The 22,865-nt window shown below is 44.4% G+C and carries 24 protein-coding genes and 1 tRNA gene; 17 read left to right on the top strand and 8 right to left on the bottom strand.

Features of this window, described 5'->3' with window-relative positions; all coding sequences use genetic code 11:
• Nucleotides 1-3: 3 nt before the first annotated feature.
• Nucleotides 4-867, top strand: a complete 864-nt coding sequence (gene xdhC, locus ACYVGZ_RS08530) for a xanthine dehydrogenase accessory protein XdhC (RefSeq protein WP_460753955.1) — start codon at nucleotides 4-6, stop codon at nucleotides 865-867.
• A gap of 69 nt (nucleotides 868-936) precedes the next feature.
• Here the strand turns inward: xdhC and ACYVGZ_RS08525 are convergent, their stop codons facing one another.
• Complete coding sequence (locus tag ACYVGZ_RS08525) at nucleotides 937-1,422, bottom strand: YHS domain-containing (seleno)protein (protein WP_460753952.1); 486 nt, start codon at nucleotides 1,420-1,422, stop codon at nucleotides 937-939.
• 153 nt (nucleotides 1,423-1,575) lie between these two features.
• Between ACYVGZ_RS08525 and ACYVGZ_RS08520 the strand changes: the two genes are divergently transcribed.
• From ACYVGZ_RS08520 to ACYVGZ_RS08500, 5 genes are all read left to right on the top strand, one after another.
• Entirely contained in the window at nucleotides 1,576-2,415 is an 840-nt protein-coding gene (locus ACYVGZ_RS08520; protein ID WP_460753950.1) for an AraC family transcriptional regulator, read from the top strand.
• Nucleotides 2,416-2,565: 150 nt separating this feature from the next.
• A complete protein-coding gene (locus ACYVGZ_RS08515; RefSeq protein ID WP_460753947.1) occupies nucleotides 2,566-3,561 on the top strand; it encodes a pirin family protein in 996 nt (331 codons plus the stop codon).
• Between the two features lie 144 nt (nucleotides 3,562-3,705).
• Nucleotides 3,706-4,221, top strand: coding sequence for an NADPH-dependent FMN reductase (locus ACYVGZ_RS08510; protein ID WP_460753944.1), 516 nt, complete (start codon nucleotides 3,706-3,708; stop codon nucleotides 4,219-4,221).
• Nucleotides 4,222-4,378: 157 nt separating this feature from the next.
• Complete coding sequence (locus tag ACYVGZ_RS08505) at nucleotides 4,379-5,275, top strand: multidrug transporter (RefSeq protein WP_460753941.1); 897 nt, start codon at nucleotides 4,379-4,381, stop codon at nucleotides 5,273-5,275.
• A complete protein-coding gene (locus tag ACYVGZ_RS08500; protein WP_460753939.1) occupies nucleotides 5,272-5,622 on the top strand; it encodes a VOC family protein in 351 nt (116 codons plus the stop codon). Before ACYVGZ_RS08505 ends, ACYVGZ_RS08500 begins: the two co-directional genes overlap by 4 nt.
• Before the next feature lie 63 nt (nucleotides 5,623-5,685).
• Here the strand turns inward: ACYVGZ_RS08500 and ACYVGZ_RS08495 are convergent, their stop codons facing one another.
• Nucleotides 5,686-7,083 carry an aspartate ammonia-lyase gene (locus ACYVGZ_RS08495; protein ID WP_460753937.1) on the bottom strand — a complete coding sequence of 466 codons (1,398 nt, stop codon included), beginning with the start codon at nucleotides 7,081-7,083 and terminating at the stop codon, nucleotides 5,686-5,688.
• 194 nt (nucleotides 7,084-7,277) lie between these two features.
• Between ACYVGZ_RS08495 and ACYVGZ_RS08490 the strand changes: the two genes are divergently transcribed.
• The gene (locus ACYVGZ_RS08490; protein ID WP_460753934.1) at nucleotides 7,278-8,090 is read left to right on the top strand and encodes a helix-turn-helix domain-containing protein; all 813 of its coding nucleotides are present in this window, start codon (nucleotides 7,278-7,280) and stop codon (nucleotides 8,088-8,090) included.
• A gap of 33 nt (nucleotides 8,091-8,123) precedes the next feature.
• Here ACYVGZ_RS08490 and ACYVGZ_RS08485 read toward each other — a convergent pair whose 3' ends face one another.
• Together ACYVGZ_RS08485 and ACYVGZ_RS08480 are read right to left on the bottom strand one after the other, a co-directional pair.
• Entirely contained in the window at nucleotides 8,124-8,306 is a 183-nt protein-coding gene (locus tag ACYVGZ_RS08485) for a DUF2986 domain-containing protein (protein ID WP_460753931.1), read from the bottom strand.
• Between the two features lie 78 nt (nucleotides 8,307-8,384).
• A tRNA-Leu gene (locus tag ACYVGZ_RS08480) sits at nucleotides 8,385-8,469 on the bottom strand.
• 157 nt (nucleotides 8,470-8,626) lie between these two features.
• Here ACYVGZ_RS08480 and queA point away from each other — a divergent pair.
• From queA to secF, 5 genes are all read left to right on the top strand, one after another.
• Nucleotides 8,627-9,688, top strand: a complete 1,062-nt coding sequence (gene queA, locus ACYVGZ_RS08475) for a tRNA preQ1(34) S-adenosylmethionine ribosyltransferase-isomerase QueA (protein ID WP_460753928.1) — start codon at nucleotides 8,627-8,629, stop codon at nucleotides 9,686-9,688.
• A 32-nt stretch (nucleotides 9,689-9,720) separates the two neighbouring features.
• Nucleotides 9,721-10,842 (top strand): tRNA guanosine(34) transglycosylase Tgt, encoded by a 1,122-nt coding sequence (gene tgt, locus ACYVGZ_RS08470; RefSeq protein WP_460754146.1) that lies wholly within the window; start codon nucleotides 9,721-9,723, stop codon nucleotides 10,840-10,842.
• A 59-nt stretch (nucleotides 10,843-10,901) separates the two neighbouring features.
• Nucleotides 10,902-11,228 carry a preprotein translocase subunit YajC gene (yajC, locus tag ACYVGZ_RS08465; protein ID WP_460753924.1) on the top strand — a complete coding sequence of 109 codons (327 nt, stop codon included), beginning with the start codon at nucleotides 10,902-10,904 and terminating at the stop codon, nucleotides 11,226-11,228.
• Nucleotides 11,229-11,295: 67 nt separating this feature from the next.
• On the top strand, nucleotides 11,296-13,146 hold the full coding sequence (secD, locus tag ACYVGZ_RS08460) for a protein translocase subunit SecD (RefSeq protein WP_460753921.1): 1,851 nt from the start codon (nucleotides 11,296-11,298) through the stop codon (nucleotides 13,144-13,146).
• 9 nt (nucleotides 13,147-13,155) lie between these two features.
• Nucleotides 13,156-14,070, top strand: coding sequence for a protein translocase subunit SecF (secF, locus tag ACYVGZ_RS08455; protein WP_460753918.1), 915 nt, complete (start codon nucleotides 13,156-13,158; stop codon nucleotides 14,068-14,070).
• A 73-nt stretch (nucleotides 14,071-14,143) separates the two neighbouring features.
• Here the strand turns inward: secF and asd are convergent, their stop codons facing one another.
• Both asd and ACYVGZ_RS08445 read right to left on the bottom strand, forming a co-directional pair.
• Entirely contained in the window at nucleotides 14,144-15,004 is an 861-nt protein-coding gene (gene asd, locus ACYVGZ_RS08450) for an archaetidylserine decarboxylase (RefSeq protein WP_460753915.1), read from the bottom strand.
• A 15-nt stretch (nucleotides 15,005-15,019) separates the two neighbouring features.
• Nucleotides 15,020-16,474: an HDOD domain-containing protein gene (locus ACYVGZ_RS08445; RefSeq protein ID WP_460753912.1), complete on the bottom strand. Its 1,455-nt coding sequence runs from the start codon at nucleotides 16,472-16,474 to the stop codon at nucleotides 15,020-15,022.
• A 127-nt stretch (nucleotides 16,475-16,601) separates the two neighbouring features.
• On the opposite strand from ACYVGZ_RS08445, the gene motA reads away from it, so the two are divergent.
• On the top strand, nucleotides 16,602-17,483 hold the full coding sequence (motA, locus tag ACYVGZ_RS08440; RefSeq protein WP_460753909.1) for a flagellar motor stator protein MotA: 882 nt from the start codon (nucleotides 16,602-16,604) through the stop codon (nucleotides 17,481-17,483).
• Nucleotides 17,484-17,492: 9 nt separating this feature from the next.
• The gene (locus ACYVGZ_RS08435) at nucleotides 17,493-18,392 is read left to right on the top strand and encodes a flagellar motor protein MotB (protein ID WP_460753906.1); all 900 of its coding nucleotides are present in this window, start codon (nucleotides 17,493-17,495) and stop codon (nucleotides 18,390-18,392) included.
• Between the two features lie 4 nt (nucleotides 18,393-18,396).
• Here ACYVGZ_RS08435 and rsgA read toward each other — a convergent pair whose 3' ends face one another.
• Complete coding sequence (gene rsgA / locus ACYVGZ_RS08430; protein WP_460753903.1) at nucleotides 18,397-19,431, bottom strand: small ribosomal subunit biogenesis GTPase RsgA; 1,035 nt, start codon at nucleotides 19,429-19,431, stop codon at nucleotides 18,397-18,399.
• Between the two features lie 75 nt (nucleotides 19,432-19,506).
• Between rsgA and orn the strand changes: the two genes are divergently transcribed.
• On the top strand, nucleotides 19,507-20,055 hold the full coding sequence (gene orn, locus ACYVGZ_RS08425) for an oligoribonuclease (protein ID WP_460753900.1): 549 nt from the start codon (nucleotides 19,507-19,509) through the stop codon (nucleotides 20,053-20,055).
• Nucleotides 20,056-20,073: 18 nt separating this feature from the next.
• Here the strand turns inward: orn and ACYVGZ_RS08420 are convergent, their stop codons facing one another.
• Nucleotides 20,074-20,823: a sulfite exporter TauE/SafE family protein gene (locus ACYVGZ_RS08420; RefSeq protein WP_460753897.1), complete on the bottom strand. Its 750-nt coding sequence runs from the start codon at nucleotides 20,821-20,823 to the stop codon at nucleotides 20,074-20,076.
• Nucleotides 20,824-20,911: 88 nt separating this feature from the next.
• On the opposite strand from ACYVGZ_RS08420, the gene tsaE reads away from it, so the two are divergent.
• Together tsaE and ACYVGZ_RS08410 are read left to right on the top strand one after the other, a co-directional pair.
• A complete protein-coding gene (tsaE, locus tag ACYVGZ_RS08415; protein ID WP_460753894.1) occupies nucleotides 20,912-21,424 on the top strand; it encodes a tRNA (adenosine(37)-N6)-threonylcarbamoyltransferase complex ATPase subunit type 1 TsaE in 513 nt (170 codons plus the stop codon).
• An 84-nt stretch (nucleotides 21,425-21,508) separates the two neighbouring features.
• A complete protein-coding gene (locus ACYVGZ_RS08410; RefSeq protein WP_460753890.1) occupies nucleotides 21,509-22,837 on the top strand; it encodes an N-acetylmuramoyl-L-alanine amidase in 1,329 nt (442 codons plus the stop codon).
• Nucleotides 22,838-22,865 lie beyond the last annotated feature (28 nt).

The following is a 22,865-nucleotide window of genomic DNA, read 5'->3' as shown; positions in this document are numbered from 1 at the left end:
ATTATGATGTCCTCTTTGAACTGGATTACAGCCTTAGGGCAGGTAGAGCAATCTGGTCAGGCATGGGTGATGGCGACCGTGTTAGGAACACAAGGTTCTGCGCCTCGCGAATCGGCCAGTAAAATGCTCATTACCGCACAACACACTTACGACACCATAGGTGGTGGTCAGCTAGAGTATTTGGTCTGCCAAAAAGCACGTGCTTTATTAGCGCATGAGACACCTGCCAGTCACCAAATAGAGCGTTTCCCTCTGGCGGCGAAAACACAGCAGTGTTGTGGAGGGGCAGTGAGTGTGTTGCTAGAATACTTTGCGCCTCCGGCAATGCGTATTAGTGTGTTCGGAATGGGCCACGTAGCTAGCACACTGGTTAACGTGTTGGGGAATATGCCGGCAAAAATCAGTTGGGTAGATCAACGTAATAACCTTGCTCAACAGCATCAGAATGCAGAGTTACCCAATAATCTTGAGCTATATATTTATGATGATATGGAGCAGCATGTGGCCCAGTTAGAAGCCGGAGAGGTGGCTTTAATCATGACCCATGATCATGCTTTAGATTATCGTTTAGTAGAGGCGCTGCTGGACCGTAAAGATTGTCGTTTTATCGGTTTGATTGGTTCGCAAACCAAGGCTATGCGTTTTAAAAAACGTTTAAAAAGTGCCTCCTTTAGTGAAACAGAAATTGCCAGTGTACATTGCCCTGTTGGTTTAGCGGATGTCTCTGGTAAACAGCCTTTTGAGATTGCTATTTCTATCGCTGCGCAACTGGTGCAATTGAATCAGACCAGCAATGAGTCGCGCAAAAAGCGCACTGGGCTAAGTTGGCAAGAAATCCAACACGCTTTACTTGATGTGACAGGCTAAATAGCATGAAAAACCGCCTTTATTAGCAAAGGCGGTTTATTCGTTTAGCTATGCATAGAATTTCTCACATTAACCGTTTTGAGCGCGAGCTTCTTCTGGTGTCAGTGTTTTTAGCTCAGGCCAGTTTGAAAAGGCTGTTTCTAGGTTGCCAGGAACATCTCGCAACCAAGCCTTTTGAACATCATGGTTCAGGTTTAAGTAAAGCTTACCTTCTTCGATTTTCCACGCTGTTGGGTCAGTGTCGAACTTTTGATTCATCGCAACGCCCATAGCGCAGTAGCCGCCAAATTGAGGGGCATATTTCGCTTTGTCAGCGTTAAATAGATCTCTGTGCTCTGCAGAAACAAACTGATAAATGGCATTTTTATAAGTCGAGGTATATTCAGGGCTACCTAATACGGGCTTCTCCATAGTGAAATAAGCGACCGTGTCATAGCCTTTGATTGCAAGATCGTTCGCATCCGCATTGGCATCGATATCAGCAGCAAAGCTTGCGGCACTGGCAAACAATGCAGCAACAGTAACGGTTTTTTTAATTGCAGTAGTTAAAGGCATAGTAATATCCTCATTATGTTTATATTGGGTAAGTCAGTCACTTACACGAATAAGCGGACTTCCTTAGTGAGTGATTACAGTGTATGTTGACAATGCAATTGAAATGCACCCAAGCGTCTTTAAAATGAAACCATTCGTCCAAAAGTAGTTAGAATGACAGCCAATTCCCTCAAAAACCTCCTTGACCATTTTACGATTAATTGTGATGTCTTCTTCAGTGGCCAGTTTTGCGGTGGCAAAGCCCTGGGTAATGATATGGCGGAAGGAAGTGGCCATTTACATTATTTACGATCTGGCCGTTTAACCATTCGAAGTCAATCGGGACAAAAAGTGACGTTTGACCAACCTACTATCATCTTGTTGCCCGTTTCAACCAGCCATCAGGTTATTACGGAAGAAACTGAGCAAGCTGAATTAGTGTGTGCTGAAGTGCACTTTATGGGGCGCGAACATAGGCACATGTTAAACAACTTGCCTAAATTGTTATTTTTACCCCTAAACAGTAGTGCGATGACCGCGACGGTAGAGTGGTTGTTTGACGAAATATATTCAGACGCGTTAGGCAAAAAGGCATTAGTAGGTAAGCTTTGCGATGTACTTTTAATTCAAATGTTAAGAGACTTAACAGAGCAAGGCGTTGTTATTCAAGGCATGCTAGCGGGCCTTACCCATCCGACATTGGGGCCTGTATTAGCGCAGTTGCAAGAATCACCTGAAGAAGCGTGGACGTTAGACATGATGGCGCAACAGGCAAATATGTCGCGCTCAAAATTCGCCCAGTTGTTCCGCGCTACGCTGGGTCAGACCCCCAATGATTTTTTAACCGACTTAAGGCTATCCTTGGCGCAGCAGCTACTAAAACAAAATACTCCGGTTAGCCTAGTGGCGAATCAAGTTGGGTATGAGCATGGTTCAGTACTTTCTCGGGTATTTAGAAAAAAAACCGGTTTATCTCCAAAAGAGTGGCTGCAAAAGTTTAACGATCCATCTTGAAGCAAATTTTTGTATTTAAAAATTGAATGAAACCTAGCGAAAATCCCCGTTATTTTCAGTTCAAGTTTCTTGTTAAGCTGTTGTGACTTGATTGGGGCTTAGGTTATTTGTTCACTTGGCCCTGTAGCAGATATGTTTCGAGGTGAGACTATGAGCCATGCCATCTTACGCCGCAAGCCGTTAGGTTTGTTTTGGCCAACCCAGGACCCTTTTCTATTTTGTGCTTTCCATAACGACCATTACCCTAAAGGCAACGTCGAATTAGGTCCTGCGGCCCCTCTTAATGGCCGCTCTATAGGGAACGATTTTGAGCCAGTCGATGGCTGGCGTATGTATCACGGTGAGACGATCCCAGGCTTTCCTGCGCACCCACATAGGGGATTTGAAACGGTCACAGTAGTGAATAAAGGTTTTGTTGATCATGCGGACTCAATGGGGGCATCGGGTCGTTATGGGGAAGGAGATACTCAATGGATGACAGCAGGTAAAGGGGTACAACACTCTGAAATGTTTCCGCTCCTGAATCAAGACCGTTCTAACCCCATTGAATTGTTTCAAATTTGGTTGAATTTACCAGGGAAAAATAAAATGGTTCCGCCACATTTTACTATGTTGTGGAATGAGGAAACGCCTATTATCACTCAAGCCGATGAGAATGGGATAGAGTGTCGAGTTAAATTAATTGCTGGGGCGCTAAGGGGGATACAAGCGCCTCCTTGTGCACCAAATTCTTGGGCCGCTAATGCAGAAAATGAAGTGGCTATTTGGATCATTGATATACCTGAAAAAGCCTGTTGGAATTTGCCCGCTGCCAGTAAAGGTCTGAGCCGTAGTCTGTATTTTTTTGAAGGTACAACAGGCAAATTAGACGATGCAGACATTAGTGTGAACGAGGCGCTTGATTTACACAGTGAACTTGCTTGCAGCATACAAAATACAGGCAAGGCAGCACGTTTTTTACTCTTGCAGGGGAAGCCGATTGCAGAGCCTGTTGCTCAGCAAGGGCCTTTTGTTATGAATACTAAGCAAGAGTTACAGCAAACCTTTGCTGATTTTCAGAGAACCCAGTTTGGAGGATGGCCTTGGCCTAGACGAGATCAAGTGCACGCTCCGCAACAAGGGAGATTTGCAACAGGAGAAACATAACCCCACAATTTATTGCTATGGCTCTAGCCTTAGATAGAGTAAATTATCTAAGAAGAGGTTGAAGGCTTCATAGCTTTAGGTAGCGAGAACCAAAAAAACTCGCATTTTTCTAAGGCTTAAATAAACGTTTATAAGGATGTGAAAATGAATATTTTAGCGTTTGGCGCCAGTTCCAGTCGTCACTCAATTAATAAAGTGTTAGCAACCTATGCTGCGAATCAAGTGGCCGATGCGACAGTAACAATACTTGATCTTAATTATTATGATATGCCTATTTATAACCAAGATAGGGAGGTTGAGTTCGGTATTCCAGATCTAGTACAAGGTTTCTTGTCTGAAATCGCGAAAGCCGATGTGATTATTATCTCTTTTGCGGAACATAATGGTAGCTATACAGCGGCTTATAAAAATGTTTTTGACTGGGCCTCAAGAGTGTCGCAAAAAGTTTTTGCAGGTAAAAAAATGGTGTTATTAGCGACTTCACCAGGGCCAGGCGGTGCGCAAAATGTTCTGGCGCAGGCCTCAGCAAGCATGCCCCACTTTGGTGGAGAGGTGGTAGGTTCGTTGAGCGTGCCCAGTTTTCATGACAATGTGCAAGAGGGTGAGTTAAGCAATGAAGCACTTAAAAAGTCATTACAGGAGATCCTCAGTCTAATTTAATCGATTGTTTTTTAGACAAGCGCAAAGCGAAATAATCGATAATTGACTGGGTATGTTTCAGATTCCTATATGGAATCTGAAACATGCCTTATATTCCTTTTACAAATATTTAGGAACGCATCACAATGGCCCCTTAATTGCCAGCAGGATGTGTTTTATGTGGATTTTAATCACTCTTTTTGCCGCTGCATGCCAGTCAATTCGAACTGCCCACCAAAATACACTGGCTCGAAATGCGGGTTTCTTACATGCCACCATGTCTAGGTCACTTTTTGGCTTGCCATTAGTTACTTTCTATTTGCTCTTATGTTGGTGGATGTTTGGCTGGGTGGCAGCGCCAGAACCAATGTCTTTTATTATTTTTGCTAGTGTCTGCGCTGTTGCGCAAATTCTTGCAACTTATTTAATGTTGCGGGTCTTTCAGTCGGGTAGTTTCGCTTTGGGAACTTTATTGGCTAAAACAGAGGCGGTTTTGGCTGCGGTGATTGCTATTCCATTGTTGCACCATGCCTTATCTGGGGTGGCTTGGTTAGGGGTTGTTGTGGGGGTGCTAGGGGCATTTGTAATGAGTATAAAATGGCATAATCTGACTCAAATTCATAAGGATCTTTCGCTACTGGCGGGTTTGGGTAGTGGGCTATGTTTTGCTTTTACTTCCGTGTTCGCCGCGCTTGCTAGCCATACTCTAGATGGCTCTATCATCACCAGCGCTGGTGTCACTTTATGGTATGTGTTGATGCTACAAACACTGATTCTATGGGCGATTCATATTCTAAAAGGTGGGCATATCGCAAGCCCAGTTACCCGTTGTTTAAGGTTAAATTGGAAGGTAGGCATATACAGCTCATTGGGCTCAATTGGGTGGTTCACGGGGTTTGCTTTGGTGAACCCAGCACTGGTAAAAACACTTGGTCAGGTAGAAATTTTAGGCACACTGTATTTTTCAAAAGTTCGTTTTGCAGAAAAAGTATCCACTCAGCAATGGCTTGGTGGTGCAATGATTTTGATAAGTGTCATACTGGTAACGGTTACAACATTAGGAGAAGGGCCATGACCATCACGAAAATTAACTATGTGGAGCTACCGGCAAGAGACCTAGCACTCAACAAACGCTTCTTTAGTCTAGTGTTCGGCTGGGGCTTTAAAGACTACGGCCCAGGCTATAGCGCATTTGAAAATGCTGGATTGGATGGCGGCTTCTTTGAAGCGGACTATGCTTCACGTCCACAAACTGGGGCGGCTCTTGTGGTACTGAAAAGCGATGACTTAGAAGGTTTGATGCCGCAAATTGAACAAGCAGGCGGCACTATAGAACAAGATATTTTTGAATTTCCTGGTGGGCGTCGTTTTCACTTTCTTGACCCATGTGGTAATGAATGGGCAGTTTGGAGTGAACTATAGAAAAGTAGTATAAGGGCAGCCTAGTATTGACTAGTGCCCTTATAGATGGGGGTTATTTGTCTTCTAACAAGTCAGCATGTTTGCTGGGCTTAGAATTTCATTGAGTTTTTCAGGACTCAATAGTTTTTCTGCTAGTACCAACTCTTTTACTGTGCAGCGGCTTTGTAGGGCCAAACTCGCTATGCGAGTGGCTTGGTTATAGCCAATATGAGGAACTAAAGCCGTCACTAGGCCAATACTGCTTTCGACCTGTTGTTGACATACCTTTTCGTTGACTGTGATGTCTTGAATACAGCGACTCTCTAACATAATGCAGGCTTTTTCTAACATCTTAAGTGAATTTAGCAGGTTGTATATAATTAAAGGCTCCATTGCGTTTAATTGTAGTTGCCCTGCTTCAGCGGCAAGCGTGATTGCCAGGTCTGACGCAATGATCTGATAGGCTGTTTGGTTAACTGCTTCAGGTATAACTGGATTAACCTTGCCAGGCATGATCGATGAGCCAGGTTGCATGGCAGGTAAGTTGATTTCTCCAAGTCCCGTGCGTGGGCCACTCGATAACAGCCTGAGGTCGTTGCTGATTTTACTTAGTTTAGTCGCGAGGCGTTTAAGAATACCTGAAAAGAGCACGAATGCCCCCATATCCGAGGTCGCTTCAACCAAATTACTGGCTTTGACTAAGGGCTTGCCAGATATTTGAGCAAGCTTGTTTATGGCAATATCGGCATAGCCTTTTGGGGCGTTAATGCCTGTGCCAATTGCTGTTCCACCTAAGTTAATCTCACATAATAGACGGCTTGCTTCTTGTATGCGGTCAACATCTTCCTCAAGGGTTACAGCAAAGGCGTCAAACTCTTGACCAACTGTCATGGGTACAGCATCTTGTAATTGAGTTCGGCCCATTTTAATCACATGGGCAAAGGCTCTGCCTTTAGTGGACAATGCGTTTATCAGTGATGTAAGAGCTGGTATAAAGTTGTCTGCTGCAAACTGAATGCTCAAGCAAGCCGCTGTAGGGTAAGCGTCATTGGTTGACTGTGAGCAGTTTACATCGTCATTTGGGTGCAGGAACTGGTATTCGCCAGGAGGGTGACCTAAGTGTTGCAAAGCTAGGTTAGCAATGACTTCATTGGCATTCATATTAGTTGAAGTTCCAGCCCCCCCTTGGATGACATCAACGATAAAGTGTTCATGGTGTTGATTGTTAATTAATTCTTGGCAGGCATGGTCTATGGCTTGGTATTTTTCGGTGCTCAACTTTCCTATTGTGTGATTAGCATTTGCTGCAGCCGCTTTAACCATGGCAAAAGCCTGTATTAGCTCTGGGAAGTGGTTAATTGGGACGCCTGTAATAGAAAAATTGTTGGCTGCTCTTTGGGTTTGGATGCCATAGAGGGCCATCTTTGGTATGGTCATTGAGCCTAAAAGGTCTTGTTCAATTCGTTTTTCGTTATGCTTCATATCTTTTTGGAAAGGTGCTTTATTAGGTTAAAGGAGTAGTAATTGAAACGAAAGATAGGGGGGGGAGAAGTTGTTTATTTGATGCTATTTGGTGCTAATAGATGTTTAAATGGCATAAAATAGCATCAAAATTTAGTGTGGTTTAGCTCTCTTCTTATACAAGAGGTGATGGGCTTGATGGCGAGAAGGTGGTTATGGAAAAAAATCTATCCCAGAATTTGCGCTTGCTTTGCAGTTTTTACAAATCGGTGGCGGAAGTGTGTCGGCGCTTAGGGTTGAATAGAGCTCAGTTTAATCGCTACTTAAATGCTTCCTCTATGCCTAGCGCCAGTACATTACGACGTATTTGCGACTTTTTTGGTGTCGAAACGCATGAACTTATTTTGCCACATGAAGATTTTCAAAGGCTGATTCAAACTCGTCCTGTCATAGTTAGATCACAACAAGAAGAAAGCTTAGAGCAGCGGCATTGGGGTCAGTTAAGTGCTAATGGTCAGCAAGGGGTCGAGAAATATGCCGGATACTATTTTGAATATTACCTATCTATGGCTTACCCTGGGAAAATATTAAGAACATTGATTCACATTGAGATAATAAACGGAAAAGCTTATTACCACAGAACAGAAAGGTTGAATCCAACTGGACTTAAAAAAGCGTTTCACGGGGTGTATAAAGGTGGGGTTCAACTGCTGGCAGATCGCTTGTTTTTGCTTGACTATGAAGCGCAAACTCAAGCAGAAATGACACAAACTATTTTGTACCCCTCATTTAGAAATCGAGTTGAGCGTTTATCTGGTTTGCGTCTAGGGGTGAGTGCAAGTAGCTCACGAGTGCCTTGTTGTGTAAGGGTGGTGTACGAAGCTATTGGTTATACAATGAACAAACGAACAATGTTGTCTTTATGCGGTTTATACGATATTGATTCAGAAAAAATTGATAAAGATATTCGTAAGTCCGTATTGAACTCAATGGGCTCAAATGATTGGCACTTTAGGGCGCAATTTTAGCGCCTTAAAGACAGAGTGAAAATACACATTAAACTAGGGTTGTGTATCTGCAGTGGGCTCTTCTATTTCCACAGGTGCGTTTTGTTCAGCTTCTTCTAGTTTTGCTCGCTCCGCTTTAGAAATGTACTTAGGCTTGCTTTTTTTAGGGTTGGCTTTGAGGTTAGCCTGCTTTGCTTTTTTGGTAAGAATGCTTTTAATTTTTTTACGTCTGTTCATGAGTGAGCCTTAACATTGTTGATAGAGGCTCAACAGGCGAAAAAAAAGCCCTGATCTGTGATCAGGGCTTTTTTATGTTGGTACCAGTAGGCGGACTCGAACCGCCACGCCTTTCGGCAACGGATTTTGAATCCGTCGTGTCTACCAATTCCACCACACTGGCCTTGAAAAAGGTGAGGCGTATTCTAGGGAGTTTTGCAGTGGTGTCAACCTGTTTTGTTAAAATAAATAAACTTTTTCTAAACTCATCTAACTAAGTACCTTTTTGTCTAGGTTTTCGCTAAAATATCGGGTCGATTTTTCTAGGTAGTTTTCTTTTCATGCGCGTTTCTGATTATCACTTTGACTTACCCGATTCTTTAATCGCTCATTACCCTACGCCAGACCGTACTGCAAGCCGTCTTTTGCAGTTAGATGGGCCTACTGGTGCATTGACCCACGGGCATTTTCCAGATTTGCTAGCCTTGGTGAAACCTGGGGATTTAATGGTATTTAACAACACGCGAGTCATTCCTGCGCGAGTGTTTGGTCGCAAAGAGTCAGGTGGCAAGGTGGAAGTGTTAGTCGAGCGAGTAATGGGTAGCCATGAAGCCTTAACTCACATTCGAGCAAGTAAATCGCCTAAAGTCGGAAATACTTTGTATTTAGGGGAAGATAAAGGCAAGGCAATAAAGGCAACCATGTTAGGCCGCCAAGGGGCTTTATTTCACCTAGCGTTTGCTGAGCCTGTGTTGGAGGTTCTTGGAGAAGTCGGCCATATGCCTTTGCCTCCTTATATTGAACGCCCTGATGAGGACAGCGATCTTGAACGCTATCAAACCGTTTACAGCGAAAAGCCTGGTGCGGTAGCGGCGCCAACTGCGGGTTTGCATTTTGATGATGCGTTATTGGCGAAGTTGAAAAACAAAGGGGTGGAAACGGCCTTTGTTACTTTGCATGTGGGAGCAGGTACTTTTCAACCCGTCAAAGTGGAAGAAGTAAAAGACCATGTCATGCATGCCGAGTATGTAGACGTCAGTGAATCTGTGGTCGAACAAATTCGAGCCACTAAAGCTCGTGGTGGACGCGTCATAGCGGTGGGTACTACCAGTGTTCGCAGTCTGGAGTCCGCCAGTCAGTCTGGTCAGATTGAGCCTATGCAGGACGACACCAGTATATTCATTTACCCAGGCTATGAATTTAAAACGGTCGATGCCATGGTGACCAATTTTCACTTGCCTGAATCTACCTTGATTATGCTAATCAGTGCGTTTGCGGGGTATCCTCAAGTTATGAAGGCCTACCGTGAAGCAGTAGAGAAAGAGTATCGATTTTTTAGTTATGGCGATGCCATGTTTATAACACGAAATGCGAAGGCCCAAGGCCCGCATAGTGAGGAATAGAACGAATGTCAGATAAACGTCCAGAATGTTTTATGGATTTTGATTTGCATACCACGTCAGGTAAGGCACGTCGTGCCACCCTTACTTTTCCCCGAGGAAAAGTAGAAACCCCTGCTTTTATGCCCGTAGGTACGTATGGGTCAGTGAAAGGAATGTTAACCAAGGATATCGAAGAAATTGGTGCGGATATCATTCTCGGTAACACCTTTCACCTGTGGCTTCGCCCGGGTACGGATGTGGTAAAAGCTCATGGTGACCTACACGATTTCACACAATGGAAAAAACCAATTTTGACCGATTCTGGTGGTTTTCAAGTGTTCTCTTTAGGAGAAATGCGCAAAATCACAGAAGAGGGTGTGAAATTTCGTTCCCCCATTGACGGTTCCAAGGTCTTTTTGAGTCCAGAGATTTCTATGCAGGTGCAAAAAGATTTAGGCTCTGACATAGTAATGATCTTTGATGAATGTACTCCTTACCCTGCCACGCCAGAGCGAGCGGCTGATTCTATGCGTATGAGTTTGCGTTGGGCGAAACGCTCAAAAGAAGCTCATGGTGACAGCCCATCAGCTTTGTTTGGTATCATTCAAGGTAGTATGTATGAAAACCTTCGTGATGAGTCTTTAGAAGGGCTGATAGATATCGGCTTTGACGGTTATGCGATTGGCGGTTTGTCTGTCGGTGAACCCAAAGAAGAAATGATGAAGGTGCTTGATCATGTTGCCGTTAAAATGCCAACGGATAAGCCTCGTTACTTAATGGGCGTTGGCAAGCCTGAAGATCTTGTTGAAGGGGTTCGTCGTGGCGTTGACATGTTTGATTGCGTTATGCCAACCCGTAATGCCAGAAATGGCCATCTCTTTACTTCTGAAGGTGTGGTAAAAATTCGTAATGCCAAACATCGTCATGATACGGCACCATTAGATAAAGATTGTGACTGTTACACTTGTAAAAACTTTTCTCGGTCTTATTTACATCATTTAGAGAAGTGTAAGGAAATGGTTGGGGCGCAATTAAATACCATCCATAACTTAAGATATTATCAAAACCTCATGGCGGGTTTGCGTCTGGCGCTCGATGAAGGTAGATTTGACGCCTTTGTTGACGAGTTTTATGCAAAACGTGGTTTACCAACACCGCCATTAAATAAAGAATAAATAAAGCGTAAAACATAACTGTTTTATAACGATTTCATAAACCATTGGAGAGTTAGCACATGATCGCATTGATCTCACCTGCCTATGCAGAAGGCGGCGCACCCGCTGATGCTGGTATTTTTAACCTAGTATTGCTTGCTGGATTTGTTGTTATTTTTTACTTCTTAATGTGGCGCCCACAAGCAAAACGTACCAAAGAGCATAAAAACCTTATTGCTTCGTTAGCAAAAGGCGCAGAAGTCGTTACAGGTGGCGGTGTACTAGGTAAGGTGTCTCGTGTAGATGACAACTACGTAGTTCTAGAAGTATCTGAAGGCGTTGAAATGAAATTTCAAAAAGCGTCTGTGGCAGCTGTGTTGCCAAAAGGAACGTTAAAGTCCATTTAACAGTTTGAGAAAAGCGCCAATGGCGCTTTTCTTTTTTCTTTTCTTTTTATGGTGTAAAGGATTTTTCATGCTTAACAAGTACCCCTTGTGGAAGTATTTGCTGATTCTTGTTGTATTGGCTTTGGGGCTACTCTATGCCTTTCCTAACCTATACCCAGATGACCCGGCTCTTCAACTTTCTACTCAAAAAGCCACATCTGTCGTTGACGAGCGCGCCTTGCAAACGGCGACTCAGGCTTTAACTAAAGCCAACATAGATTTAAAAGCAGCAGAATTAACCTCTGCTGGTGGTACCTTGCGCTTTAATAGTGGTGAGGACCAATTGGCTGCAAAACCTATTGTTGCGGCTGCGCTAGGAGAGGATTACGTCACCGCGCTGAACCTAGTTCCGACTACACCTGATTGGTTGGCTTCATTAGGGGCGGGACCTGCAAAGCTGGGTCTTGATCTGCGTGGTGGGGTGCACTTTTTATTAGAAGTGGATACTCCAGCAGCGCTCAAGCAGCGTTTAGAAGTGTCTTCAAGTGAAATGAAGGCAGAGCTTCGCAAAGAGCGAATTCGTTACCGTAGTGTCACCATCGATGACAGTGTGCTGTCTATTCGTTTTTTACAGGCGGATGACTTGGCTCTGGCTGAAGATAAACTGAAAGATGTTTTTCCAGAATACCTTTACAACACGCGTGATGACGCAGATGGTTTCTACCTAGAGGCCAGCTTCAGTGAAGCCGAAACGGCTGAAATTGAAGCCTATGCGTTACAGCAAAACTTAACCACATTACGTAACCGTGTGAATGAGCTAGGTGTGGCAGAGCCACTGGTTCAGCGTCAAGGTAGTAACCGTATTGTTGTCGAGCTGCCGGGTGTGCAAGATACTGCTGCCGCTAAACGTATCATAGGGGCAACTGCGAACCTGGAGTTCCGTTTAGAAGCAGGTTTAGATGAGTCTTCGGCTAACATTGAAGAACTAACCTTCCGTGATGGTAGCGGTCGTACGGCTCGTTTGGATAAAGACATTATCATTACTGGAGATAGCGTATCAGACGCCAACTCTTCATTTGATGAAAACGGCCAACCGCAAGTAAACATTAGTCTTGACAGTAAAGGCGGCAAACAAATGACTAAAGTCACGCGTTCTGCTGTCGGTCGAAACATGGCAGTGGTGTTCATTGAGCACAAATCTCGTAGCCGTTTTGTAGAGCAAGACGGAGAAATGGTGGAAGTACGCCGTAGCTACAGCGAGAAAGGTATTATCTCTCTTGCGACCATTCAAACGACCTTGGGTAATTCCTTCCGAATTACTGGGTTAGACAGTCCTCGTGAGTCTTCTGAATTGGCGCTTTTATTGCGTGCTGGCGCTCTTGCTGCTCCAATCTACTTTGTAGAAGAGCGCACGATAGGCCCAAGCCTAGGTGCAGAAAACATTAAGTTGGGTGTGACATCCGCGCAGATTGGTTTGCTGGTAGTAATGCTCTTTATGTTGCTGTATTACAAGGTTTTTGGCATCTTTGCCAATATTTCGTTAGCACTAAACATTATATTGCTGATGGCTTGTATGTCGATGCTTTCAGCAACGCTTACTTTGCCAGGTATTGCAGGTATTGTCCTAACAATGGGTATGGCAGTGGATGCTAATGTGCTTATATTCTCTAGGATCAAAGAAGAGCTGGCTAATGGTTTACCCAGTCAGCAAGCCATTCATTCTGGGTTTAATCGCGCCTTTACCACTATTTTTGACGCCAATATTACAACCTTATTGGTTGCTGTGATTCTTTTTGCAGTGGGAACAGGGCCTGTTAAAGGTTTTGCTGTGACCTTGTCGTTGGGAATTTTAACTTCCATGTTTACTGCCATAGTAGTGACTCGTGCCCAAGTGAATTTGGTGTACGGTGGCCGTAAAAACAAGAAACTATACATATAGGAGAACGCCATGAAAGTGACTAATATTCCGTTTATGGCGATGCGCAAGGTCGTTGCTGTTATTTCGATAGCGCTTATCTTGGTATCCATAGGCTCTTTATTTACTAAGGGCCTGCAATTCGGACTGGATTTTACGGGCGGCACCCTAATTGAGGTGGAATATGCTCAAGCACCTAATTTAGATGATGTGCGTACCGTGTTGGCTAATAACAACTATTCAGATGTCGTAGTGCAAAACTTTGGTTCTGCCACCGATGTGGTTGTTCGCCTAGCCAATGCCTATACGCCAACGTTAGGTGATGAAGTCTTGTCTACCTTGCAAGAAGGTGGTCAACAGAATGTCACGTTAATGCGGTCTGAGTTTGTGGGGGCGCAAGTGGGTGAAGAGCTACGCGAGCAAGGCGGGTTGGGGATGCTATTGGCACTAGCCATTGTCATGATTTATGTAGCAGTACGCTTCCAGTTTAAGTTTTCGGTTGCCTCTGTTGTAGCCCTAGCCCATGATGTCATTATTACTCTTGGCTTCTTCTCTTTATTTGAAGTGGAGTTTGACTTAACCGTATTGGCGGCCTTATTGGCAGTTGTGGGTTATTCCCTAAATGATACCATTGTGGTGTGTGACCGTATTCGTGAGAACTTCCGTATTATGCGTGACACAGAGCCTTATGACTTGGTGAACGAGTCGATCAATCAAACTCTAGGTCGTACTTTGATTACCTCATTGACAACCTTGTTTGTATTAGTAGTGCTCTTTGTGGCAGGAGGTGAAGCGATTCACAACTTCTCAATGGCGTTATTAGTGGGTATCGTGATTGGTACTTACTCTTCTATCTTTGTAGCGGCAAACTTATTGCTAGGTTTGAAAGTGTGTAAAGAAGATTTAATGCCACCTGTTAAGGAAGAGTTTGAGGATGAGTTGCCTTAATATCTCATTCCAATAAACAAAAAAACTGCCCGCGGGCAGTTTTTTTTATGTCTGTTAAATAGTGCTTTTAAAGCTAGGTGTTGCTCAGTTTACCAAAAGGCATGCCCATAGTTGTGGGGGTTTCAGCTTGCAGTGAGCTCTCCCATTCTATGGCGTCTTTGCCAAAAAGTACGATGGCGGTTGAGCCAAGTTTAAAGCGGCCCATCTCCTCGCCTTTGTTTAAGGTAACATCATTCAAGGACGCATAGTCCCAGCTCATTACCTGTTTGCTAAAGGGGGTTACTTGTCCTGCCCACACCGTTTCAATGCTGGCAACTATCATGGCGCCAACGAGAATAACGGCCATGGGTCCTGCTTCGGTATCGAATAAGCAAACTGTACGCTCGTTGCGGGCAAAAACACTGGGTATTTGCTCAGCGGTCACCTTGTTGACAGAGAATAGTTTGCCGGGGATATGAATCATCTTAGTGAGTTTGCCGGCCAGTGGCATATGTACTCGGTGGTAATCTTTGGGGGACAGGTAAACAGTAGCGAAAGAGCCGCCCAGAAACTGGTTGGATAAACTCGCATCGCCCCCCAGTAGGCTGGTTAAGCTGTAGGTGTGTCCTTTTGCTTGAAACAGTGTGCCGTGCTCAATGTTACCGAGCTGGCTAATGGCACCGTCTGCAGGGCAGGCGATGGTGTCTTCACCTTCGCAAATAGGGCGCAGTTCAGGGCGAATGGCGCGGGTAAAGAAATCGTTAAAGTTACGATAGGAGAGAGGGTCACTGTTTACGGCTTGGGACATGTCCACTTGGTATTTTTTAACAAATTGACTGATGAAGGTGTTTTTAACCCAATTGTTTTCACACTCAGCAATTCTGCCTGCCAGTCGAGACAGTGTTTTTTGAGGGGTGATATGCTGCGCGAAGGCAAAAAGTTGGTCTTTTGTCACAGTGTTTTCCTGTTGTTATAGGGCATCACTTAATGTGGTGATGATCTGTTTTAAATCTTTGTAGTCATTGTCTGAAAAATCTTGTTCGGTGTCTAACCAAAATACCAGCACTTCATTGTTGCTAACGGGAGCGGAGGCAAAAATGGCTTGTTTGCAACCATTTAGCATAATGGGTGCCTGGTCGGGCAAGCCCGCACCTACTTTATTCAATTTACTGCCTTGTAAATGTGTGGCTGAGCGTTTTTGGCTTAGGCGTTGTAGGGTGCTTGAGGGGGCGTTCCAGTTATTGCTTTTTATGGTCGACACGTTATGGCCGAATTGCGCGATAGGGCGACAATGCTGGTTTTTAATGCTGATAATTAGAACTCGATGAGTATTGATGATCCGTTTTTTTATGGCTTTTAATGCGATCTTAGCTTGTTGTGTGTTATCGCCTTTGTGTGGAAGTAATGCACTCTTTAGGCGATCCAATCCTTTTAAGGTTCGTGGTTTGCTGCGACCGCCACGATAAAAAAGGTTGGGGTTTAAAAGTTTGCAGGCCAGAGGTCGATGGCTAAGTTTGCTAAAGTTGGCGGCCCTAGCTGCTGCTAGGTGAGTGAGGCTGATTACCTTACTAAAGGGGACATGTAATGCACTGGCAATAACTCGATAATAAAAAGTGAGCTCTTTGCTATCCCAGTCTTTCAGGCGTACTTCATAAGCTACTCTATGAGCGCAATGACTTAAAAATAGGGGTTTATTAATGAGTAACGCAAGAGTTTTATCTTCAGTGAATTTAGGTTGCAGGTCCGGATGAGGTGTCAACTCAGCTAACGCGGTCATTTCTTTTGTGTTCGGTAGGTTTTGGGCTAAAAAAGACTGAATGATGGCATTTGGGGCTCCCCACAGGTTTAAAAGATGAGGGGTAAGTTCGTCTAATCGACAGCCAAAACGCTCTTGCTCGGCTTGTTCTGGCTTAGCGCCTTTGCGGATTGCGTTTTCACAAGCGCTGATGGTAGGTTCTGCGTAAAAATACAGCATCCAACGCACGGCGCCACGAAAAAAAGTAATCCAGAAGATGTCTTCTTCCTGGTTTGGGAATTTTATGCTGGCCCACTGTTTTGCAATATAAGCGGCTTCATAGCTGGTTTGAAGGCCGCGTAAATACATAGCACTGGCTTTAGAGTTGTTAACAAAAGGTTCTAACCTGTTGGGTAACTTGATGATCTTGTTCATACCAATCATGGATGCTGCATGAATAGGTGATTTAATGTCATTTTCTTTGTTGGTGCTGCTTTGAGTGGCTTCAATTAAAACAGCGAGCCCTAGCATGGGTTCTTTTTCGATGATGTTTTGGATGTGCTCGAAGCGACTCTCCTCATCATTGAATAGCCGACGCAGCATGGATAGATTTCGTGCCCCAACAGGAAACTTTTTTTCGCTAAAAAAGCTCTGCCATTGCTCAAGATTAGAGGGAGACGAATTTTGCATAGTTAGGTGTTCTTCAGTCCGTTCAAAAATATTTAGTTAAAATTAGTCTATCTGCCAGATATCACACATAATGATGATACTGTATATTAATCGTTGAGAATACTTAGTTGTTGATAAGGAAAGAAATATGTTTGCAATTATCGGTGTGGTCGTCGTCATTGCGAGTGTGATTATTGGTTATGTAGCGGCTCATGGAAACCTTTTGACCTTATGGCAACCATTTGAAATTCTGATTATATGTGGTGCTGCTCTTGGTGCGTTTATGGTGGCAAATCCATTGGTAGTGCAGAAAAAAACCTTAGCCATGCTGCCTCAAATAGTAACCGGAGGCCACCATACCCAAGCGTTTTATCAGCAGTTGCTGGGGCTAATGTATAGTCTATTGCAAAAAAGTCGCTTAGAAGGGTTTCTGGCAATCGAGGATGATATTGAAGCACCTTTTGAGAGTGAGCTGTTTAGACGTTTTCCGAAAGTGCTGGCAGATAAGGAGCTGGTGTATTTTTTAACGGATAACTACCGAATTTTTACATTAACAGGCTTACCTGCTCATGAAATTGAAGCCTTAATGGATAACGAGGCCGAGCAGATCGCTGAAGAGTTGCTTGAGCCAAGCCATGCTCTTCATCGTGTCGCAGAAGCTTTGCCAGGTTTTGGGATTGTGGCGGCTGTATTGGGTATTATTATTACCATGGGCTCCATTGGTGGTCCTCTTGAAGAAGTGGGTAATCATATTGCTGCTGCCCTGGTGGGCACCTTTATGGGGGTCTTCTTGGCGTATGGTTTTGTGGGGCCAGCCTCAGCTCATTTGGAAAATCTTGCGGTAAAAGAGTTAAAATCTTATTTGGCTGTGAAAGCTTGTCTGGCTTCTGTGGTGTCTGGTCATTCTCCTGCCGTAGCGGTAGAAACTGCTCGAAAATTATTACCTCCTGAATTGAGGCCTAGCTTTGTTGATTTGTCATTGGATCTAAGGCAATACAAAACATCGCCTAGTGTTGAAGTTGAGCAGTAAGAGGTTGCTATGGCGAATGAAAATCTAGTTATTAGGCGAGTGAGGAAAGGCAAAAGAGCCAGTCCTCATGGTGGGTCTTGGAAAATTGCCTTGGCAGATTTTGCTTTGGCGATGATGGCGTTTTTTATAGTATTGTGGGTGATCAATGTCTCTTCTCCTCAAGAGTTGGCTGTCATCCAAGGTTACTTTAACGATCCTCTGGGTACGTCGACGGCCGGTGCTAGCAGAAGCCCAATTGACTTAGGTGGGAGTCCGGCGAAAAGTATAGAGCAAAAGCTCGACTTGGATTTACCAGAACCAGGTAGCACCATGAAGGAAGAAAAAGAGCCTAAGCTAGGTCGTGACATGGAGCAGATGAAAAAGGTTAGCGACATGCTGTACGAGCAGTTTAGGAGTATGAATCATGTGCTTTCTCAGGAAAATAATTTACGCATTGAGCTAACGCCAAAGGGTGTTCGAATTACATTAATAGATGCCCCTGACCAGCCTATGTTCGAGCGTGGCAGTGCTCGCATGATGCCAGATTATGAAAATATTCTTTTAAGTATGGCGCCAATTTTTGTGCAATTGGGGAACCCTGTTGCCATTGCAGGCCATACGGATGCGTCTCGCTTTAGTGGTGGTAATGCTTTAAATAATTGGGATTTATCTGCTTTGCGTGCCAATGCGACTCGTCGTTTGTTGGAAGAGGGGGGGATTAGTTACAACAAGGTGGCACAGGTGGTGGGGCTAGCTGACAGCGTGCCTTATGATCCAGTTGAACCGACTTCCGATGTGAATCGGCGAGTGAGTATTACCTTGCTAACAGATCAGGCCTACCAAGCTCTTCTAAGTCGTAATATTGCGGATTATGGCCCAGCTGACGTGGAAGGCGAAGCGCTCGATCTTACCCCGACAGCTGTATTTTAATGGCTTAAAATGCTTGGTTTTCCTGGATTGATTGCTTGATTCTCAAATAGCTTTCAAAGCGGTGGGGTGTGATTAAGCCTTTCTCAAGAGCGTCTAAAATAGCGCAACCTGGCTCTTTTTCGTGAGCACAATCTCTGAAACGGCAATAGCCTAAGTGATCTCGAAACTCAATAAAGCCGTTGAGAAGCTCGTCTTCACTGATGTGCCATAGGCCAAATTCGCGTATTCCGGGTGAGTCAATTAAATCCCCCCCTGTTGGCATGTGAAAGAGCCGAGCGGTGGTTGTGGTGTGTGTGCCTTTGCGTCGTTTTTGCGACAGTTCTCCAACACTGATATCGATATCGGGTAACAAGGTGCCAATTAAAGAGGATTTTCCTACCCCTGATTGACCGACTAATACACTGGTTTTCTTGCTTAAAAAGTCGTACAGCTCAGCCATGGTTTCTTTGCTTTTGGTTGAGGTGCGTAAAATCTTGTAGCCTAGGTCTTGGTATGTTTTTAGTAGGTCGTCTAAGGCTGGTCGATTACTATCATCAATAAGGTCGCACTTGTTAAGCAAAATCACCGGAGGAATGCCCACGGTTTCAGCGGCCACTAAATAACGGTCGATCAAATTTGCATGCGCTACGGGTTCAGCGGCAATGACCACCACAATATGGTCAATGTTTGCGGCGACGGGTTTTAGTCGGCCATGCATGTCTGGGCGAGACAAGGAGGTGTGCCTTGGGGCGCAGGCGACGACCACGCCACCTTCTTGCTGCTTAGGTCGCCAAATGACCTTATCGCCTGTCACTAGCTGACCAAGGTTGGCCCTTAGGTTACAGCGGGTAGAGATGCCTTCATAGGGTGCTTGGGTGCCCTCAACCTCTACTTGAGTGCCAAAATGCGAAAGAATGATTCCCTCTGTTTCTGGCCCAAGATCGGAGGATTGTAAAGCTTGTTCGGCTTTCTCTGCGCGCTTTTGGGTTCTTTCTATGCGCTCTTTTTGTATTCGCTCAATGCGCCAGGTCTGTTGTTTGCTAAGTTTTCTTTTCGACATTCGAATCAGCTAGTCATATAGTGAGTCGCATAGGGTATAATGCTTAGCATTGATAATAAAGGATTAGAGTGAGTTATGAGCTTTAGTAATGATAATTTAGTGTGGATTGATTTAGAAATGACGGGATTGGACCCTGATTCCGATACCATTATTGAAATCGCGACCGTCGTAACGGACAAGCATTTGAATGTGCTGGCCAAGGGGCCTAACCTCGCGATTCATCAATCTAAAGCGACCATGGATGCAATGGATGAATGGTGTACCCAGCATCATGGTGACTCGGGGTTAACTGAGCGCGTCATCTCGTCCGACGTCACTATGGCTCAGGCAGAGGCGGATACCATCGCTTTTTTAGAAAAATATGTGCCAGCGGGAGCGTCACCTATTTGCGGGAATAGTGTAGGTCAAGATCGACGCTTCCTATATCGTTATATGCCATTGCTGGAAGCGTTTTTTCACTATCGCTACATAGATGTCAGTACCATTAAAGAATTGGCAAAAAGATGGCGCCCAGAAGCCTTAGATGGTTTTACAAAACAAGGTAGTCATTTGGCGCTTGATGATATTCTTGAGTCTATTGGTGAGCTCAAGCATTATCGAAAAACCATGTTTCATATGCAGTAAGTATTCTTTGCCTCTTGGTTAGATAAAGCGAGTTGCACCGTCCCAGATTAACTTGAGGCCAGTTGCAAATAGGCAAAGGTAGATAAACTTAAAGAAGCTTTGGTTTGATAAACGAAAGTGTAACCAAGCGCCCAGTTGTACGCCAAGGTAAGCGATAGGGATAAAACTCAACGAGAGCAAGATGTTTTGTGTATTCAGTTGCCCCATTAATCCGTAAGGTATTATTTTTGCGTAATTAATAATGGTGAAAACAAGTGCCGATGTGGCAACGTATTGGGTTTTATCTAAAGGGGCTCTGAGTAAATACACATTTAACGGCGGACCGCCTGCATGGGCAATGAAGCTAGTGAAGCCTCCTAAAGCACACCAAAATTTTCCCGTTAAATTCCCTAATGGTTTGCGAATTTTGGGGGAAGATTTTTTGGGCCAAGCGTGCAGAGTAAAGCCAATGGCGATTAAACCGACAATGATTTTAAGAAAGTCGCTTGAAATCCAGCTGGCGGTTAAACTGGCCAGCACCAGTCCGGTTAGGGCTGCCGGTATGCACTTTAAAACATACTCTTTATGCCAGCGTAGCCAGAACTTTTGAATGGCAAATAGGTCCATGATACAAAGAATGGGTAACATGATGGCGGCGGCAACGACAGGGGAAGTGCTCAGTGAAATCAGTGGCACAGCAATCATGCCAAATGCGCCGGAGAAACCGCCTTTAGATACGCCCGTTATAAATACGGCTAAAGCAATTAAAAACAGCAGATACCAGTCCATAGCAATCCTTGTTGGCGGGAAGTTTGAAGAATAGAAAAAGTATACTGAGATACTTCTCAGTGTCTGTCAAAGGTTCTGCGATATAAACATGACTGAGAAAGTAAGACGATTTAGAAAGGTAAGCAATAACATGGGGTTTGAGAAAGAAGTTTATGGCGAAGAAGCCATGTTGGAATTTGGTAAATTGCTCTCTAGCGCATTGAATTCGGCATGTACCGTGTATCTGCAGGGTGACTTAGGGATGGGGAAAACCACCCTGGTTCGTGGCTTTTTGCATGGTTTGGGCTATACAGGGCCCGTTAAAAGCCCCACGTACACTCTGGTAGAACCTTATGAAGCCAGTAATCTTGAGCTGTATCACTTTGATTTGTATCGAGTTGGTGATCCAGAAGAGTTAGAGTTCATGGGAATACGTGATTACTTTAATGAGCAAAGTGTGTGTCTGGTTGAGTGGGCTGAGATGGGGCGAGGTGTGTTGCCAACACAAGATATTGAAATTTCACTGTCCCTAATTAGAGGGGGGCGTAAAGTGGTGGTAGAAGCCACAACCAAGCACGGTGAAGAGTTGCTAAGTGTCCTCTCTGAGGCGGCGGTTGGGTGAGTAAAGCAACTTTACGTTGCTTTCGATTGTGATGGTGTCTTGGTAAGGTTATAGTGTCCTTTATATATTGGCTAGCTACTTGATATGCATAAGAAAATTTACAAAACACTGACAATTGTTTGGGCGCTTTTAGCTTTTTGTTTAATGGGCTCTGCCATAGCGGCAGACATTAAAGATGTTCGTGTCTCCCAGCAAGAGGGGGTGACTCGTCTGGTGATCGAGCTGACATCGCAAACGAATCATAGACTGTTTCCGTTAGTTAACCCTGATCGAGTGGTAGTGGATGTGAATAGTGCAACCTTACCGGCAGCAACCGCAGCAAAATTATCGAATCTATCCAGCAAGGTGCTAACCCGAGTGAGATATGCGAAGCGCAACTCAGGAATTCGCTTAGTGTTAGATCTCACTGGTAAAGTGAAAGCCAAAAGTAGTGTGTTATCCGCGAGTGGTGCGTACGGGCCGAGAATTCTCGTTGAACTAGAGTACGGTGTTAAAAAAACAGCTCAAGTGGTTAAAAGTGTCGAAACCATAGTGGCTAAAAAGCGTGACGTGGTGATCGTAATAGATCCAGGCCATGGAGGGAAAGACCCAGGCGCGCTTGGTAAGTTTAAAGTGCGTGAAAAAGACATTGTTTTATCGATCGCAAAAGAATTAGCCAAAAGTCTGAATGCGGTTGATGGTTTTAAAGCCGTATTAACTCGCTCCACTGATAAGTATTTAAAGCTGCGTGAGCGGTCCTTAATTGCTCGGTCGGCTAATGCAGACTTATTGATTTCGATTCATGCGGATGCTTTTACTAAATCCAGTGCCCGAGGGGCTTCGGTTTGGGCTTTGTCTTTAAGTGGAAAAAGTTCCGAAATGGGGCGCTGGTTGGCTCAACAAGAAAGTTCTGCCGATCTTGTGGGAGGTATATCCCTAGACGATAAAGACCCTCTGCTGGCTGAAGTCTTGCTCGATATGTCACTGAATTCGACAATTCAAATGAGCTTGAATGTTGGTGAAAGTGTATTAGGTAAAATGAAAGGTATGGCGCGTTTGCATAAGAATACCGTTCAGCAAGCGGGTTTTGTGGTGTTAAAATCCCCCGATATTCCTTCTATTTTGGTGGAAACGGGGTTTGTATCTAACCCCACGGAAGCGAAAAACCTCTCTAGCCGAACTTATCGAGTTAAAATGGCCCGAGCTATTTCCCAAGGGGTGCAAGAGTATTATGTTCAAAATCCTCCAGACGGTACTTTGATTGCTTGGCGTAAAAGTGGGGCTGCAAGTTATGTGTATACGGTCTCGAAAGGCGATACCTTGTCGGAAATTGCGCGTCGTAATAAGGTGTCCCTACAAGGCCTTAGGCAAGCAAATTCGCTTAAGAATGATGCCATCTGGGTAGGCCAGAAACTTACCATTCCAGCTAATTAAGCCGTTAATTAGTGCCAGAGCTCTAGAA

The sequence above is a fragment of the Marinomonas epiphytica genome (genome assembly GCF_054780655.1).
This window is presented reverse-complemented; position numbering and strand designations above follow the sequence as displayed.

Bases quoted from the DNA above. Each gene is read 5' to 3' on its own strand.
- xdhC (WP_460753955.1), top strand. From the start codon at position 4: ATGATGTCCTCTTTGAACTGGATTACAGCCTTAGGGCAGGTAGAGCAA.
- secF (WP_460753918.1), top strand. From the start codon at position 13,156: ATGAAAGTGACTAATATTCCGTTTATGGCGATGCGCAAGGTCGTTGCT.
- rsgA (WP_460753903.1), bottom strand. From the start codon at position 19,431: ATGTCGAAAAGAAAACTTAGCAAACAACAGACCTGGCGCATTGAGCGA.
- ACYVGZ_RS08485 (WP_460753931.1), bottom strand. From the start codon at position 8,306: ATGAACAGACGTAAAAAAATTAAAAGCATTCTTACCAAAAAAGCAAAG.
- secD (WP_460753921.1), top strand. From the start codon at position 11,296: ATGCTTAACAAGTACCCCTTGTGGAAGTATTTGCTGATTCTTGTTGTA.
- orn (WP_460753900.1), top strand. From the start codon at position 19,507: ATGAGCTTTAGTAATGATAATTTAGTGTGGATTGATTTAGAAATGACG.
- queA (WP_460753928.1), top strand. From the start codon at position 8,627: ATGCGCGTTTCTGATTATCACTTTGACTTACCCGATTCTTTAATCGCT.
- ACYVGZ_RS08435 (WP_460753906.1), top strand. From the start codon at position 17,493: ATGGCGAATGAAAATCTAGTTATTAGGCGAGTGAGGAAAGGCAAAAGA.
- ACYVGZ_RS08410 (WP_460753890.1), top strand. From the start codon at position 21,509: ATGCATAAGAAAATTTACAAAACACTGACAATTGTTTGGGCGCTTTTA.
- ACYVGZ_RS08525 (WP_460753952.1), bottom strand. From the start codon at position 1,422: ATGCCTTTAACTACTGCAATTAAAAAAACCGTTACTGTTGCTGCATTG.
- ACYVGZ_RS08420 (WP_460753897.1), bottom strand. From the start codon at position 20,823: ATGGACTGGTATCTGCTGTTTTTAATTGCTTTAGCCGTATTTATAACG.
- ACYVGZ_RS08510 (WP_460753944.1), top strand. From the start codon at position 3,706: ATGAATATTTTAGCGTTTGGCGCCAGTTCCAGTCGTCACTCAATTAAT.
- ACYVGZ_RS08515 (WP_460753947.1), top strand. From the start codon at position 2,566: ATGAGCCATGCCATCTTACGCCGCAAGCCGTTAGGTTTGTTTTGGCCA.
- ACYVGZ_RS08490 (WP_460753934.1), top strand. From the start codon at position 7,278: ATGGAAAAAAATCTATCCCAGAATTTGCGCTTGCTTTGCAGTTTTTAC.
- ACYVGZ_RS08445 (WP_460753912.1), bottom strand. From the start codon at position 16,474: ATGCAAAATTCGTCTCCCTCTAATCTTGAGCAATGGCAGAGCTTTTTT.
- tsaE (WP_460753894.1), top strand. From the start codon at position 20,912: ATGACTGAGAAAGTAAGACGATTTAGAAAGGTAAGCAATAACATGGGG.
- ACYVGZ_RS08495 (WP_460753937.1), bottom strand. From the start codon at position 7,083: ATGAAGCATAACGAAAAACGAATTGAACAAGACCTTTTAGGCTCAATG.
- tgt (WP_460754146.1), top strand. From the start codon at position 9,721: ATGGATTTTGATTTGCATACCACGTCAGGTAAGGCACGTCGTGCCACC.
- ACYVGZ_RS08520 (WP_460753950.1), top strand. From the start codon at position 1,576: ATGACAGCCAATTCCCTCAAAAACCTCCTTGACCATTTTACGATTAAT.
- motA (WP_460753909.1), top strand. From the start codon at position 16,602: ATGTTTGCAATTATCGGTGTGGTCGTCGTCATTGCGAGTGTGATTATT.
- ACYVGZ_RS08500 (WP_460753939.1), top strand. From the start codon at position 5,272: ATGACCATCACGAAAATTAACTATGTGGAGCTACCGGCAAGAGACCTA.
- ACYVGZ_RS08505 (WP_460753941.1), top strand. From the start codon at position 4,379: ATGTGGATTTTAATCACTCTTTTTGCCGCTGCATGCCAGTCAATTCGA.
- yajC (WP_460753924.1), top strand. From the start codon at position 10,902: ATGATCGCATTGATCTCACCTGCCTATGCAGAAGGCGGCGCACCCGCT.